Origin of the sequence: Streptomyces sp. NPDC020884 (assembly GCF_044333935.1) — a bacterium.
GTDB lineage: Bacteria > Actinomycetota > Actinomycetes > Streptomycetales > Streptomycetaceae > Streptomyces.
In genome coordinates this window covers 841,148-854,598 of the sequence record NZ_JBIRRY010000001.1, presented here as the reverse complement: position 1 = coordinate 854,598, position 13,451 = coordinate 841,148, and the positions used below count along the sequence as shown (strand labels likewise).

Below are 13,451 nucleotides of genomic sequence, written 5' to 3'. Positions count from 1 at the left end.
CAGCGCGCCGCCCTCCCCCCTCACGCGGAAAGGCACCACGATGAGCGCCGACATATTCATTATCGAGCCGCAATGGATTGTTCAGGCCCCGCACCTCCGGTGCACCCTCAAACGCGCCCTTGCTCTCCAGGCCACACAGAATGTGTGGTCCGGCACCGAGCACATCAACAACGCCGTGGCGATGGTTTACGGCGATCAGCTCCCGGACTCCGGTCGATGGGAATTGACCCGGTCCCAACTCTGCACACTCAAAATCGCCATTGAGTGGCGCAGGGCCAAGCGCGCGGCCAGCGACAAGAAAACCGCCCCCGATGTCCTCGAACACTGGACACAGATAGAGGATGAGGTGATAGCCGCATATCGGGCCGTGAGTAACGAAGCAGGGTTGTACTGGATTTAGAGGGTTGCCAATCACCCAAGAACATGGTTTAATTAGTGGTGTCGGAAGGGGGAGGGCAACCCCCCGACCGACACCGTGGGCCAGCCGGCCCCGGCCGATTTCTCACCAGGAGGACCGCGACATGCCCCGTAAGCCGAAGATGACCGACGAAGAGCGCCGGGCCTACTCCGCCAAGATGCGCGGCGAACTCGAAGCCGTCATGGATCGCGCATACGGCGCGATGGTCGGCAGTGAAGAATTCTGGGCCGCCGTCATGCGCACGGCCGCGAACCTGACCCACCCGGACCGCGACGACCGCAGCCCCACCAACTGCATCGCCATCGCCGCCCAGTACCCCAACGCCACCCACGTACTCAGCTCCGGAGACTGGCGAAAGGTCGGACGCTTTCCGGCCAAGGGGTCCACCTCCCTCCGCATCTGGACGCCGATCAAGCGGCGGACCGAAGGGGCTCAGGAGGCCACGGCCGCAGCCGCCGACGGCGGGCAGCGAGACGCCGCCAGCGAGGCCGCCGAGGGCGAGACGCGCAAGGTGTCCGGCTTCAAGGCCGGGCCGGTTTTCGACATCAGCCAGACCGACGGCGACGCCTACGAGCCGCCCGCCGCCGCCCCGCTCGCCGCCGAGGTCATCCGCGATGTCCTGGTGAACCAGTACCGCGACCAGTACCACGAAGACCCCGAGCGGGCCGGAGGGTTCGACTTCACCCAGGACGCCCCCGACAACGCCGTCCGCATCCTGCTGTACGGCCACGCGTGGCGACGCATCACCGAGGCGGACGCCCCCCTTCCCGGCCAGCACGCGGCCGAAGTCGCCTCAGCCGCCCACGTCGCCGCGCTCATCCTGAACGTCGCCCCGGGCCCCGCCGTCATGCCGCCGCTCGCGGGCATCATCACCCAGGACAAGAAGCCCCCGGTGCACGAGTCCGCCGTCCGGGCCATCGAGACCGGCCGCGCCATCGCCCGCGCCGTCACGATGGCCGCCGAGCGCCGCCGCGAACTTGCCGTGACCGGTTGACCCAGACCTAAGAACATGGTTTAATTAATGGTGTCGGAAGGGGGAGGGCAACCCCCCGACCGACACCCCCGCCGGGGCCGACCGGCCCCGGCGGAATCTCTCACCAGACAGGACACGACATGCTCGCCACCGACAAGAAGCCCACCGTCCAGGACTTCCCCACCGCGACGCTCGTGATCGGCGGACCCTGGTTCCGGGGCCACCAACTCGACACCCGCCCCGCCGTCGTCGTCGGCCCGTTCGGCGGCCCGGAGTTCGCCGACGAGGCCACCATGTCCGTGGTCTGGTTCTTCACTCTCGGCGCCCCGCAGCCGGGCGACAGCGTCCAGGCGATGTTCCCGCACGAGCTGACCCCGCTGGACGACACGTTGACCACGATGCACGGCGACACGTTCCGCGACATCGTCCGCAATCTGCGACGGGGTCGGTTCGCCTACGACGACGGGGATGCGCTCCGCGCCGCCGTCCGTCAGGCGTGGCGCGAGCGGACCGGACTGGCCGACGCCGACCCGGCCGCCCGGCACACGCTCCACCGCAGCTGACCAAGGCCCCGCCGGTCCGGGGGAGGGCAACACCTCCGGACCGGCAGGCCCCCAGCACCCCAGCGGACACCCCTTCGGGGCGGCAGGACAGGTCCGGTGCGTTCACCGCCGCCGGCCGACTCCGCCGCAGGCGGCTCCGCCGACCGACGACGGGCACCGGACCGCAGCGGACGCGCCCCGCGGGGGCGCGACAGCCCCTGTCGTCGCGCAGGCGCGACGACCCGCGAGCCGATCGTCCCTCACGGCCCGCGCCGGTGGTGCAGCGCCGCTGCCAACGCACGGTCCGCCCTGCGGCCGGACCACAAACTCTCACCAGAAAGGACCAGTTCAGTGACTATCGAGATCACCCACACCCGCCGAGAAGGAACCCTGATCGAGGGGACCAGCCGGGGCGACGGATCGGCAGAGATCCTGCGACTTCGCGAGTACGGCCGCACGCAGCGCCAGCCCTTCCGCTGGAGCCGGAACCTTGACTGCTGGTACCTCCCGCACAGCCGCGACCACGCCACCTACACCCCCTCGCTCGAACTCCTCGCGCAGCGACTCCGAGACGCGGGCTTCGAGGCCACGCTGACCATCGACAACGCCGACCGCCGGAGTTTCAGCGAGGCCGAGGAGGAGCGGGAGGAGAAGGCCGAAGGCCGCGCGGATCGGTTCGGCGGGTACGCCGCCAGCGCCGCCCAGTCCTCCGAGGCCGCGTGGAAGACGAGCCACGACATATCCGAGCGGTTCGCCTTCGGTCAGCCGATCCTCATCGGTCACCACTCCGAGGGTCGCGCCCGCCGCGATCACGCGCGGATGGACGACGCGATGCGCAAGAGCATCGGCGAGAGCGACCGCGCCGCCCACTGGACCGGCCGGGCACAGGCCGCCGCGAACTACCAGCAGTTCAAGAAGGACCCCGGCCGCACGCTCCGCCGTCTCGACAAGCTGCGGGCCGACCTCCGCGCGGTCGAGAAGTGGCAGCGCGGCGAGTCCGCCAAGGGGTTTTCCCGGAAGCCGGCAGACCCAGAGCTGGAGATCGAGCACCAGGAGCTGACCGAGGAGATCGCCCACTGGGAGAAGGTCATCAAGGACGCCGAAGCCGAGGGCTTCAAGGTGTGGTCGAAGGCCGACTTCACCCGCGGGGACTTCGTTCTCTACCGCGGTACCTGGTACGAGGTCCTGCGGGTCAACCCGAAGTCGGTGACCATCCCCCACATCCACAACGGCACCGGCAAGCGCATCGTCCGCGCCACCGGCAACCGGCACGACGACTGGACATGGACCGCCCCCTACGACGACGTGTCCGGCCGCAAGAGCGCCGCCGAGATGCAGCAGCCGCCCCAGGCCGAAACCGCGGAACAGCACGAGCAGGCTGAGCAGACCGCGCCGGTCGAGGAACCGGTACCGGCGGCGAAGCCGACTCCCGCGGCGGCCCCCGCCGCAGGTACGAACTGGCAGGACAGCATGGCACTTGTGCTGATCGCCTCCAAGGACTCCAGCCGCTCCCGCAAGCGGCGTGCCCTGTGGGCGATGACCCGCCGCGAAGCACAGGCCGTGTGCGGCGACCCCCGCACCTCCGGCCGCTCCTACATGCTCACCTGGACCGACCGGCCCGGCACCGAGAGCGCCGACTGGGAATGGGTCCCGGACAACGGCAGCCACGCCCCAGTCCTCAACGAGCTGGGCATCACGCCGCGCCGCGAGTGGATCGCCGCGCCGCAGGCCCCGGCCGCCGAAGCCGCGTAACGACGCCCCCGCCCGCCCCGGCGGCCGAGCGCGCCGGGGCGGGCCCCTCTCTCACCAGAACAGGGCACCACCATGACCACGCAACTCCTCGAACGACCCGCGACCATCACCGCCCCCGACACCGAAGCGGGCAGGCTCATCGTCCCCGCGACCGCAGGCACCACCACCGTCCCGACGTACCGCGTCGGCACCCCCGACATCCAGTGCCGATACCCCGTGATCGTTGGCGAAGACCAGGTCATCGGCCGCGCCTACCGGTGGCACCGAGACTGGCTCGTCCTCACCACCGCAGGCGAACGCAACCTCCGCCGCCCGCCCAAGGGGACCCCCGGCACCGACATGGCCGCCGCCCATCTCGCCGAGGAGTACGCCGCCGGTCGGATCGGCACCGTGCCCCTGGAACAGGTGCTCGCCGAGGCCCCCACGCCGTTGTGCGGGCCGGTGCCCCTCCTGCACCCGCGGATGCCAGTCAACGATCGCAACATCGAAGGCGCGCAGGTCGCGTTCGCGGGACTCCGGGCCCACCACTGGCGGGCAGTCCTCACCGGGTTTCCCGGCAGCGATAACCACTGGTTCCTCAGCTGTGAACTGTGCCCGTGGGAGGGCCCGAAGTTCTGGTCACACCTGCGCGGGCGCAACGGAGAGCCGCCGAGCGCGCGCCGTCACAAGGGCGGGTGCATCGGAGAGGACAAGGTCCGCCGACTGATCCCCGCCTACCACTAGCAGCCCGACCTAGGGGCGGCGGCAGCACGCCGCCGCCCCTGCCCTTCCCGAAGGACAGCACCGTGCCGACCCGACACACCCCCGAAAGCATCGTCATCGCGGACACCCCCGCCGCCATCCTGGAATGGGCCGCCCGCCACGTCGAACACGTCGGCATCCACCAGGGCCCGCGCCTCTTCGACGGTCCCGGCCGTACGGCCACGTTGCCATGCTGGCCGCGGGGCGCACTCCAAGTCGCCGCCGGCCACGGGCGGGGAGCCGCCAGCCGGACGTACGACTGGGACCGCATCGACCGGGCCCGCGACCAGGCGTTCGCCATCCTCGCGGAGACCCTCGCCGGTCACCCCGTCGCCGCCGACGACCCCACCGCCGCCAAGGCCCTGCACCGCGATGCCATCGACCGGTGGAGCGCCGAGCCCGGCCGTACTGCCTCCGACGCCGCCCGCGCTTTTCGTACCGCCGCCGCTCGCGCCGAGTACGCCCTGTTCTGACCCCCGACGCCCGCCAGAATCCCGAGCCACCGAAGGCCCACGCGATGGACGAGACGACAGAAGACCGCAGCACCACCAGGACACCGAGCCGCCGAGGAGCCGCCACCCCCAGCCGGGACGGCGTCCACCGACTCAGCGTTCCCCTCCACCCCCGGCTCAGCGCGACCGAGCTGATCCGCGTACTCCTCGCGGCCCCCGGGGAAACTGACCTCTCCGCCCTCGACCCCGTACAGGTCCGGTCGCTCATCGCAGACGTGCTCACCAAGCACGGCTATGACGTGCTTGACCGGTCGCCGTACTACCCGGAGCTCGACCGCCACCAGGACGCCCGCCGCGCCGTGCGCCGTGCATACGGGCCGCGGTTCCTCGACGCCCCCGACGAACAAGCCGTGCTCGCTGACCCGCTCCGCGAAGTGCTGGCCGCCGGAAGCAGGACGTCGTGACCGCCACCGTCGCCGAGCCGACCGGAGCACGGGCACGGCAGACGTACTACTGGCGAGTGCGCAACGCACGGACACGCCACCGGCCCGAGAGCGCGGCCCAGGCGTGGCACATCCAGCCCGGACATCCCGGCGGCGCGTACAGCGATCTCGGCCACGAACTGGACCCGCCCGCGCGCCACACCCCGACCCTGCTCTCCCGGAGCCGGCTGACCGGCCGCCGGGGGGAGAAGCAGGAGTTCCGCGGCGGGTGTCTCGCGTGCCAATGGGAGGGCCCCGTGCACTGCGGCGACGGGTTCGGGGACGGTGACAACGAGGCGGTGGAGGAGGCGCACGACCATGCGTTCCCCGACTGGAGGACGCTGCCGCCGATCACCACGGTCGAGGACCGATGGGCAGTGCCGCGGAGCCGGAGCCGCTGGGCTCAGCTCACCGCCCGCTACCCGGCGGACTGGATCGACCAGGGCGCTCCCGTCGTGGCGTGGAGCCGGTACCGCCGTGAAGCGCACGTTCCGCCGCACGCGAGACGCCCCCGCTACGAACTCCGCGTCACCCGACCACCGAGCAGCCGGCGCCACCACCCCGCAGATCAGGGGGCCCTCTTCTGATGACCGCCGTCCGCCGGAGCAGGGCCCCACCCGCTCAATCCAAAGGTGGTTTAATTACTTCGCCATCAGCGGAGCGGGCAACCTCCGACCGGCCGTGCGTCCCACGGGGCGCCACGCACCCCCAGACAACAGATGACGGCCAGCGCACAAGGGCAACAAGGCGCTGGCCGTCGGTGTCTCTCACCAGAAAGACCACACCATGCTATGTGACCGACACCCCGACTGTCCCCAGCCAGGCGACATCGCCCAGCTCAAGGGGGGTAACAGCATCGGCGCTGATCAGGCCGACATCTTCGTCATCGTCGAGGACTTCCCTCCGACCGGCCGACACCTCGTGCTCAACCGGCCCGTCGACCACCCCGGCCGCGCCGACTGGGCCGCCGCCGTCCCCTTGGCCGACATAGCCACCCTCACCCGGCTCGAACCGGCAGGCACCCGTACGTGGACGCCGGCCCCGGACCCGGACGACATCCAGTGACCGCGCCGAGCGGGCACGACCCCGACCAAGAACAGGAGACGACCGTGTCTTCCAAGACCGGCCGCACGCTCTACTCACGCGCGGACCTACGCAAGGTCCACGGCATCAGCGAGCCGACCCTTCAAAACCTCTGGACCGACCGGGAGAACAACGGGCACCCGCCCGTCGCGGACACCATCGACGGCGTCATGCACTGGGACGGCGACGCATGGGCGACGTGGCACCACGAGCTTCAGCGGCAGCGCGCCGCCGCGAACACCACCAACCCGCCGAAGCTCGACGGCGACCCCGAAGAGATGGTGGGCCCGGCCGAGGCGGCGAAGATTTGCGGGTTTGCCGACTCCGCCACCGTCTCCCACTACGTCAAGAACCCGCCAGAGGGGTGGCCGGCACCGGACGACTGGGACGAGCTTCCGACCCGGCGCCGCCCGAAGTGGAAGCGCTGGAGGCTGTGGCAGTACCTCGCGGACCGCAAGGGCCGCGGGCACGCCGGCGGACGGCCCACCGGCCGCCGCGGACTGGCCTACCCCTACCAGGGAGATGAGCGGCTGACCCTTGCCCGGCAGGCCATCGCGGCGAACCCCGGGGCGAAGAACGCCGACCTGATCCCCGAGCTTCAGGGGCAGACGGAGAAGACCTACTCCCGCCCGACCTGGAACCTGATCCTCAAGTCCGCTCGCGAGCACCCCGAGGAGTGACCCGTGCCCGACACCCGCTGTCCGCGCTGCGGCGGCCCGCTCGGTGAACGGCCCGCCCGTTCCCGGCTGACCACCGACCGCGAGGTCTTCATCTGCACCACGTGCGGTACGGAGGAAGCCGTGCGCGAAGCGCAAGGTCAGGCGCCGGTGCCGTTCGGCGAATGGCCCCTGACCACATAGCCGTCGGCCGAGAGGCCACACGGCGAACGCGAAGGTCCCCGCTCCGACCCGGAGCGGGGACCTTCGTCATGTCACCAGGTGCTGGCGGGTCGGGCAGGGCCCAACCAAGACCGCTCGACCCGACAGCAGGGCGACGGACCAGCGGCTACGGGCCCTCCGCCGGTCCGGAGCCCGATCCCGCTCTCCGGCCGATCGCCCGGGTGCAGCGGCGGAGTCCCACGTCCCGGCCCGAATCGGCCTTCCACGCCGGGCCCGTACGCCGGGGAATCCGAGGCCATCCAGTACGGGCCCAACACCTCAGCGAACCGGCGGGAAGCCGCCGGATTCGGGGACTGCTCCATACGCGGACCAACGACACAGCCCCGCGTAGGTACCGCACCGACATCGGATCGCCACACCACCTCAGCTGTCGTCCGACGGGAGAGTGTCAGTCGTTCCGACATGAGATGCGTCAGCGCCGTGGGGGGCCTGGATGTACACCGGCCTGCCGGCCTGGTGAGCATGGGTCCCGCCGACTTCCAGACCTCGACCGCGGCGGCCGACGTGATGCGGCGCCAGTACCTGGCCTCGGCCACCGGCGACCTGGATGCCTTCCGGGCCACCGTCGCCCCCGATGTGCAGTGGACCGAGGCGGCCGGCTTCCCCCTGGGCGGCACCTACCGCACCCAGGACGGCGTCATCGCCGGGGTCATGGAGCAGTTGGCCGCCGCGTGGGACCAGTGGGTCACACGATGACACCTACGTCGTCGACGGGGAGCGGGTCGTCGTCCTGGCCCGCTACAGCGCGGTCAGCAAGGGCACCGGCAAGGCCATGGAGGTCAGGGTCGCGCACAGCTTCATCGTGCGCGGCGGACTCATCGTGCGGTTCGAGCAGTTCGTCGACTCGGCTTCTGTCCGTGCGGCCGTGACCGCCTGAACCTCACACGCCCCCGTTGGCCGCCGGGCTTGGCGTGGTGGCCGGCGTCATCGTCGTCGAGGTCGACGGCGGCCGGGTCGCGCAGCGGGCGCAGGCCGTCGACCGGTTGGGAGGCGGTGAAGCTGTAGCGGCCAGGCCGTTCAGAGCCGTAGGAGTTCAGCTGCTCTGTTGATCAAGTCTGCTGGGTGCGGCGTGGCCGCAGATGCGTGAGCGTGTCGCCGGCCTGGCGCTGGGTGAGGGCCGCGAGGTGGGTGGTGACGGTGGCGTTCTCACGCAGCCGTGTGTGTGGCATAGACGGTCTCGGTGATGGTCTGCGGGTCGTGGTGGGGGAAGCGGGCGGTGAGGGTGTCGATGACGCGTTCCAGGGAGTGCTCGCTGTCCACGACGGGGATCGCTCTCAGATATCGGAATCCGATGTCGGCTCACGATATCTGGAGCGCGGTAGGGGCCGGCCGGGGCGGGTGGTGGATTCGGCTCCCACCCCGGCGCTGGAGGCGTTGCGGCTCGGGTGGGCGGTGTACCAGGCGGCGACGGAGGCCATGGCCAGGCCGGTGCCGAGCAGGGATCCGGCGAGGGTGTCGGTGAGCCAGTGCACGCCGAGGAAGACGCGGGTGAGGCAGGCCGCGGCGACGGTCAGAACGGCCGCTGCGACACCGATGTGCAGCAGGGCGGCGGGCAGTGCCGCCCACCGGGCCAGCCACAGCAGCAGCACGCAGGTGGCGGCCGCGGTCATGGCGTGACCGGAGGGCATGGCGGCGAACTCGGCGGAGTCGACGGGGCGTTCCCACTGGGGGCGTTCACGGCCGATGGTCCAGCGCAGCACCCCGCGCAGCGCCCATTCCGCGGCGCAGGTGCAGGCTGCCCATACGGCGATGAGTCGTTGCCGCCTGTGCCACAGCCATACCACCGCAACGGCGAGCAGCAGGCGCATGGTCCATGGGTCGACGACCCAGTCGGTGACGATCCGGCCCGCGTGGGTGAAGCCGGGATGCTCCAGCGCCACCGTGTGCAGATGCGCCGCCACCGCCCGGTCCATGCGCAGGACCGGCTGCACCCCGGCGACGACCAGGGCGATGGTCAGCGCCGCAGCCGCGATGAAGAGCAGAGCGGCCTTACCGGCCGGCTCAGCAATCCAGCCGGCCAGCGCCCGACTGGCCTGTTTGGGCTGTCGGCGGGGCCCGGTGGGGTGGGTCATCGCGGGTTCCTCCTCGATCGGTGGGGGTCCTGTTCATGTGCCCCGGACAGGCAGCGCCGACCAGGGCGGCGTGCGATCAGAGCCGGGAAGGACGGTGAAGCGACGTAGACTCGGTACCCGATATCGGTTTCGTCACTGCCAGGCAGGCGGGGAAGGCGGGTTGAGGGTGCGGGAGTTCCAGCGGGGCGCGGTGCGGCTGCACATCCTTCATCATGCGGCCGAGGAGGAGATCCACGGTGCGTGGATAACCGACGAACTGGCCTCCCACGGGTATCAGATCAGCCCCGGCACGCTGTACCCGACGCTGCACCGGCTGGAGGCCGACGGCCTGCTGGTCTCCGAGCAGCGGGTGGTCGACGGCCGCACGCGGCGGGTGTACCGGGCCACCGAGACCGGGAAGCAGGCCCTGGCCGAGGACCGCAGGGCGCTCAAGGAGCTGGCCCGCGAAGTCCTCGGCGACGACGCGCCGTAGGGCAGTGAACCGCTCACCCCCGGACCGGCTCCGCCGCTGCGCGGGCGACGGTGGCGCTGGGGTGCAGGCGCGCGTCGATCGAGTAGGCGCCCGCGCCGACGATGAGCAGGAAGAGGCTGCCGCACAGCTGGGCGAGGTCGGTGCGGGACTCGTGGATGAAGTCCCACCAGCCTGACTCGCCGTCGAACAGCGGGGCGTCGCCCCACAGGATGGGCAGCTTGGTGATGAGCAGGGCGCCGAGCATGTTGACCACCATCGGGACGGCGGCGAGCCGGGTGAGCAGCCCGGCCAGGATCAGCGCGCCGCAGGCGATCTCGAAGGCCCCGTCCAGGGGGCCGAAGAATCCGGGGAAGGGGATGCCGGCCTTGTCGAACCGGCCGGTGCCGAGGTCGTCGGGGTAGAGGAACTTCTGGATGCCCTCGAAGAGGAAGACCGCGCCGACGTAGGCGCGGATGAGGACCACCGCGGCGGGCGCGTTGGTCGAGGTCAGCCGGGCCTGCCAGTTGCTGAGCCGCGTCATATGAGATGCCCTTCTGCCTTCGCGGTGTATCGGTGACCGATATCGTCCCGCGAGGCAGAAGGGCGCCAGTGGTTTCGCGCCGTTTCCGGGCGCGCGTCGCAGGCTCCTACGACGCTTGGCGGAAGATCACCGTGCGGCGGATGCCGTAGGCGGCGGCGCCGACGGCCAGCACAGCGGCCCCGGAGATCATCGAGGAGACCGGAAGAGCGAAGGCCAGGACGAGGCACCCGGCCAGCCCGACGACGGGGATGATCCGTACGGGACGGCCCTCTTGCGGGGTGAGGGTCCACGCGGAGGCATTCGCGACGGCGTAGTACGCCAGCACGCCGAAGGAGGAGAAGCCGATCGCCCCGCGCACGTCCGTGGTGGCCGCGAGCACCGCCACCACGGCGCCGACCGCGAGTTCGGCGCGGTGGGGCACCTTGAACTTCGGGTGGACGGCTGCCAGGGCGTGCGGCAGGTGCCGGTCGCGGGCCATGGCGAGGGTCGTGCGGGAAATACCGAGGATCAGTGCCAGGAGCGAGCCGAGCGCAGCCACCGCGGCACCGACGCGTACGACCGGGGCCAGCCAGGTGACGCCCGCGGCGCGCGCGGCGTCCGACAGCGGCGCGGTCGCACCCGCCAGTTCCTTCGGGCCCAGCACCGTCAGGACGGCGACGGCGACGACGGCGTAGACGGCCAGGGTGATGCCGAGCGCGATGGGGATCGCTCGGGGGATGGTGCGGGACGGGTCGCGGACCTCCTCGCCGAGGGTGGCGATGCGCGCGTATCCGGCGAACGCGAAGAAGAGCAGCCCCGCCGCCTGGAGCACGCCACCGAAGGTGGCATCCGAGCCGATGTCGAGGCGGACGGTGTCCGCCTCGCCGGAGGTCAGCGTGGCGACGGCCACGGCGGCCAGCACCGCCAGGACGACCGCGACGATTGCGCGTGTGAGCCAGGCCGACTTCTGCACCCCGGCGTAGTTCACCGCGGTCAGCGCCACCACCGCCGCGACCGCGACCGCGTGGGCCTGACCGGGCCACACGTATGAGCCGACCGTGAGGGCCATGGCCGCGCAGGACGCGGTCTTGCCGACCACGAAGCTCCAGCCGGCGAGGTAGCCCCAGAAGTCGCCCAGCCGCTCGCGGCCGTAGACGTAGGTGCCGCCCGAGGCCGGATAACGCGCGGCGAGCCGGGCCGAGGACGTCGCGTTGCAGTAAGCGACCACCGCCGCGAGGGCGAGGCCGAACAGCAGCCCGGACCCGGCCGCATCCGCCGCCGGAGCGAGCGCGGCGAAAATGCCCGCACCGATCATTGCCCCCAGGCCGATCACCACCGCATCGACCACCCCCAGCCGTCGCCGCAACTCCTCCGGAACCGCTGCGACTGATGGCTGCTTGCTCATGACCCACTCCCTCGGCGGCAGTACCGCACACGTGTAACGAAACCCGATATCGGCATACGATATAGGGACCGCGACCAACCGGCTCTCGCGGTCCACGCTTCCTCGTACTCCGCGGGACGCTAGTGGCTGGTGAGTTCGCCGGTGAGCTTGCCGTGGAGGTCGGCGCTGGGGTCGTTCAGGCCGATGATCTCGACCGTCTTGCCTCGCTGCTTGTACTTGGTCTCGATGGCGTCGAGGGCGGCGACCGATGAGGCGTCCCAGATGTGGGCCGCGCTGAGGTCGATGACGACCTTGTCGGGGTCGCCTGCGTAGTTGAACTGGCCGACGAGGTCGTTGGAGGAGGCGAAGAACAGCTCGCCGGTCACGGAGTAGACGACTGTGGTGCCGTCGGGGTCGAGGACGCTGTGTACGCGGGCGAGGTGGGCGACTCGCTTGGCGAAGATGACCATGGCGGTGACGGAGCCGACGACGACGCCGATGGCGAGGTTTTCGGTGGCGACCACCACGACCACGGTGACGGCCATGACGGCAATCTCACCAGCGGGCATCCGCTTCAGCGTCTTGGGGGCGATGGAGTGCCAGTCGAACGTCGCGAAGGCCACCATCACCATGACGGCGACCAGGGCGGCCATGGGGATGTCGGAGACGACCGGGCCGAAGACGATGCATAGCACCATCAGGAACACGCCCGCCAGGAACGTCGAGACGCGGGTACGGGCACCGGAGACCTTCACGTTGATCATCGTCTGGCCGATCATCGCGCAGCCGCCCATGCCGCCGAAGAAGCCGGTGACCACGTTGGCGATGCCCTGACCGATCGACTCGCGGGTCTTGGAGGAGTGGGTGTCGGTGATGTCGTCGACCAGCTTGGCGGTCATCAGCGACTCCATCAAGCCGACCAGCGCCATCGCGAACGCGTACGGCGCGATCGTCGTCAGGGTGTCGAGGGTGAACGGCACGTCCGGCAGGCCCGGCACCGGCAGGGAGGACGGCAGCTCGCCCTTGTCTCCGACGGTCGGCACCGCGATGCCGGCCGCGACCGTGATGACGGTCAGGATGACGATGGAGACGAGCGGGGCGGGGATCACCTTGGTGGCCTTGGGGAAGAACACCATCAGCGCGAGCCCGCCGATGATCAGCGGGTACACCGCCCAGGGCACGTCGTGCATCTCGGGCACCTGCGCCATGAAGATCAGGATCGCAAGGGCGTTGACGAAGCCGACCATCACGCTGCGCGGCACGAACCGCATCAGCTTCGCCACTCCCAGCGCGCCCAGGATCACCTGGATGACGCCGGCGAGGATGACGGCGGCGATCAGGTAGCCCAGGCCGTACTCGTGGTTCAGGGGGGCAATGACGAGGGCGATTGCGCCGGTGGCGGCGGAGATCATCGCGCGCCGTCCGCCGACGATGGAGATGACCACGGCCATGGTGAACGAGGCGAACAGGCCGACCGCGGGGTCGACACCGGCGATGATCGAGAACGAGATCGCCTCGGGAATCAGGGCCAGGGCGACGACCAGGCCGGCCAGGATTTCGGTGCGCCAGACCTTCGGGTTGTTCAGCCAGTCGGGGCGCAGGCCGCGCAGCCGCACGGCGGGAGTAAGCAGGGAAGAAGACAAGGAGATGCGTACCTGTCGTGCTCGGGCACACCCCGCTGG

The 13,451-nt window shown here is 70.6% G+C and carries 17 protein-coding genes and 1 pseudogene; 13 read left to right on the top strand and 5 right to left on the bottom strand.

The window, feature by feature from the left end:
• Positions 1 to 40 precede the first annotated feature (40 nt).
• From ACH4UK_RS03965 to ACH4UK_RS03910, 12 genes and pseudogenes are all read left to right on the top strand, one after another.
• On the top strand, positions 41 to 400 hold the full coding sequence (locus tag ACH4UK_RS03965) for a hypothetical protein (protein WP_055643609.1): 360 nt from the start codon (positions 41 to 43) through the stop codon (positions 398 to 400).
• A gap of 121 nt (positions 401 to 521) precedes the next feature.
• Positions 522 to 1,412 carry a hypothetical protein gene (locus ACH4UK_RS03960; protein ID WP_055643610.1) on the top strand — a complete coding sequence of 297 codons (891 nt, stop codon included), beginning with the start codon at positions 522 to 524 and terminating at the stop codon, positions 1,410 to 1,412.
• Between the two features lie 119 nt (positions 1,413 to 1,531).
• Positions 1,532 to 1,954: a DUF6409 family protein gene (locus ACH4UK_RS03955; protein ID WP_055643611.1), complete on the top strand. Its 423-nt coding sequence runs from the start codon at positions 1,532 to 1,534 to the stop codon at positions 1,952 to 1,954.
• 330 nt (positions 1,955 to 2,284) lie between these two features.
• Positions 2,285 to 3,685, top strand: a complete 1,401-nt coding sequence (locus ACH4UK_RS03950) for a DUF3560 domain-containing protein (RefSeq protein WP_055643612.1) — start codon at positions 2,285 to 2,287, stop codon at positions 3,683 to 3,685.
• A 72-nt stretch (positions 3,686 to 3,757) separates the two neighbouring features.
• The gene (locus ACH4UK_RS03945; RefSeq protein WP_055643613.1) at positions 3,758 to 4,408 is read left to right on the top strand and encodes a hypothetical protein; all 651 of its coding nucleotides are present in this window, start codon (positions 3,758 to 3,760) and stop codon (positions 4,406 to 4,408) included.
• Positions 4,409 to 4,470: 62 nt separating this feature from the next.
• The gene (locus ACH4UK_RS03940; RefSeq protein WP_055643614.1) at positions 4,471 to 4,899 is read left to right on the top strand and encodes a DUF6197 family protein; all 429 of its coding nucleotides are present in this window, start codon (positions 4,471 to 4,473) and stop codon (positions 4,897 to 4,899) included.
• 44 nt (positions 4,900 to 4,943) lie between these two features.
• Positions 4,944 to 5,342, top strand: coding sequence for a DUF6181 family protein (locus ACH4UK_RS03935; RefSeq protein ID WP_055643615.1), 399 nt, complete (start codon positions 4,944 to 4,946; stop codon positions 5,340 to 5,342).
• Positions 5,339 to 5,947 carry a DUF6349 family protein gene (locus ACH4UK_RS03930; protein WP_057950456.1) on the top strand — a complete coding sequence of 203 codons (609 nt, stop codon included), beginning with the start codon at positions 5,339 to 5,341 and terminating at the stop codon, positions 5,945 to 5,947. Before ACH4UK_RS03935 ends, ACH4UK_RS03930 begins: the two co-directional genes overlap by 4 nt.
• Before the next feature lie 199 nt (positions 5,948 to 6,146).
• Positions 6,147 to 6,425, top strand: a complete 279-nt coding sequence (locus tag ACH4UK_RS03925) for a DUF6211 family protein (protein ID WP_055643617.1) — start codon at positions 6,147 to 6,149, stop codon at positions 6,423 to 6,425.
• 44 nt (positions 6,426 to 6,469) lie between these two features.
• The gene (locus tag ACH4UK_RS03920; protein WP_230883019.1) at positions 6,470 to 7,123 is read left to right on the top strand and encodes a hypothetical protein; all 654 of its coding nucleotides are present in this window, start codon (positions 6,470 to 6,472) and stop codon (positions 7,121 to 7,123) included.
• Positions 7,124 to 7,126: 3 nt separating this feature from the next.
• A complete protein-coding gene (locus tag ACH4UK_RS03915; protein WP_181396643.1) occupies positions 7,127 to 7,303 on the top strand; it encodes a hypothetical protein in 177 nt (58 codons plus the stop codon).
• Positions 7,304 to 7,804: 501 nt separating this feature from the next.
• Positions 7,805 to 8,219 (top strand): annotated as a pseudogene (locus ACH4UK_RS03910) (nuclear transport factor 2 family protein).
• A gap of 269 nt (positions 8,220 to 8,488) precedes the next feature.
• On the opposite strand, the gene ACH4UK_RS03905 reads toward ACH4UK_RS03910, so the two are convergent.
• Both ACH4UK_RS03905 and ACH4UK_RS03900 read right to left on the bottom strand, forming a co-directional pair.
• Positions 8,489 to 8,602: a three-helix bundle dimerization domain-containing protein gene (locus ACH4UK_RS03905; RefSeq protein WP_368082021.1), complete on the bottom strand. Its 114-nt coding sequence runs from the start codon at positions 8,600 to 8,602 to the stop codon at positions 8,489 to 8,491.
• 14 nt (positions 8,603 to 8,616) lie between these two features.
• Complete coding sequence (locus ACH4UK_RS03900; RefSeq protein WP_063785776.1) at positions 8,617 to 9,414, bottom strand: phosphatase PAP2 family protein; 798 nt, start codon at positions 9,412 to 9,414, stop codon at positions 8,617 to 8,619.
• Positions 9,415 to 9,580: 166 nt separating this feature from the next.
• Between ACH4UK_RS03900 and ACH4UK_RS03895 the strand changes: the two genes are divergently transcribed.
• Positions 9,581 to 9,886, top strand: a complete 306-nt coding sequence (locus ACH4UK_RS03895; RefSeq protein WP_055643619.1) for a PadR family transcriptional regulator — start codon at positions 9,581 to 9,583, stop codon at positions 9,884 to 9,886.
• Between the two features lie 13 nt (positions 9,887 to 9,899).
• On the opposite strand, the gene ACH4UK_RS03890 is transcribed toward ACH4UK_RS03895, so the two are convergent.
• The 3 genes from ACH4UK_RS03890 to ACH4UK_RS03880 all read right to left on the bottom strand — a co-directional run bounded on the left by ACH4UK_RS03890 (position 9,900) and on the right by ACH4UK_RS03880 (position 13,412).
• Entirely contained in the window at positions 9,900 to 10,406 is a 507-nt protein-coding gene (locus ACH4UK_RS03890; protein WP_055643620.1) for a DoxX family protein, read from the bottom strand.
• Between the two features lie 106 nt (positions 10,407 to 10,512).
• A complete protein-coding gene (locus ACH4UK_RS03885) occupies positions 10,513 to 11,790 on the bottom strand; it encodes an APC family permease (RefSeq protein WP_055643621.1) in 1,278 nt (425 codons plus the stop codon).
• A gap of 119 nt (positions 11,791 to 11,909) precedes the next feature.
• A complete protein-coding gene (locus tag ACH4UK_RS03880; protein WP_055643622.1) occupies positions 11,910 to 13,412 on the bottom strand; it encodes a SulP family inorganic anion transporter in 1,503 nt (500 codons plus the stop codon).
• Positions 13,413 to 13,451: the final 39 nt, after the last annotated feature.

Bases quoted from the DNA above. Each gene is read 5' to 3' on its own strand.
- ACH4UK_RS03935 (WP_055643615.1), top strand. From the start codon at position 4,944: ATGGACGAGACGACAGAAGACCGCAGCACCACCAGGACACCGAGCCGC.
- ACH4UK_RS03900 (WP_063785776.1), bottom strand. From the start codon at position 9,414: ATGACCCACCCCACCGGGCCCCGCCGACAGCCCAAACAGGCCAGTCGG.
- ACH4UK_RS03945 (WP_055643613.1), top strand. From the start codon at position 3,758: ATGACCACGCAACTCCTCGAACGACCCGCGACCATCACCGCCCCCGAC.
- ACH4UK_RS03925 (WP_055643617.1), top strand. From the start codon at position 6,147: ATGCTATGTGACCGACACCCCGACTGTCCCCAGCCAGGCGACATCGCC.
- ACH4UK_RS03965 (WP_055643609.1), top strand. From the start codon at position 41: ATGAGCGCCGACATATTCATTATCGAGCCGCAATGGATTGTTCAGGCC.
- ACH4UK_RS03890 (WP_055643620.1), bottom strand. From the start codon at position 10,406: ATGACGCGGCTCAGCAACTGGCAGGCCCGGCTGACCTCGACCAACGCG.
- ACH4UK_RS03885 (WP_055643621.1), bottom strand. From the start codon at position 11,790: ATGAGCAAGCAGCCATCAGTCGCAGCGGTTCCGGAGGAGTTGCGGCGA.
- ACH4UK_RS03960 (WP_055643610.1), top strand. From the start codon at position 522: ATGCCCCGTAAGCCGAAGATGACCGACGAAGAGCGCCGGGCCTACTCC.
- ACH4UK_RS03955 (WP_055643611.1), top strand. From the start codon at position 1,532: ATGCTCGCCACCGACAAGAAGCCCACCGTCCAGGACTTCCCCACCGCG.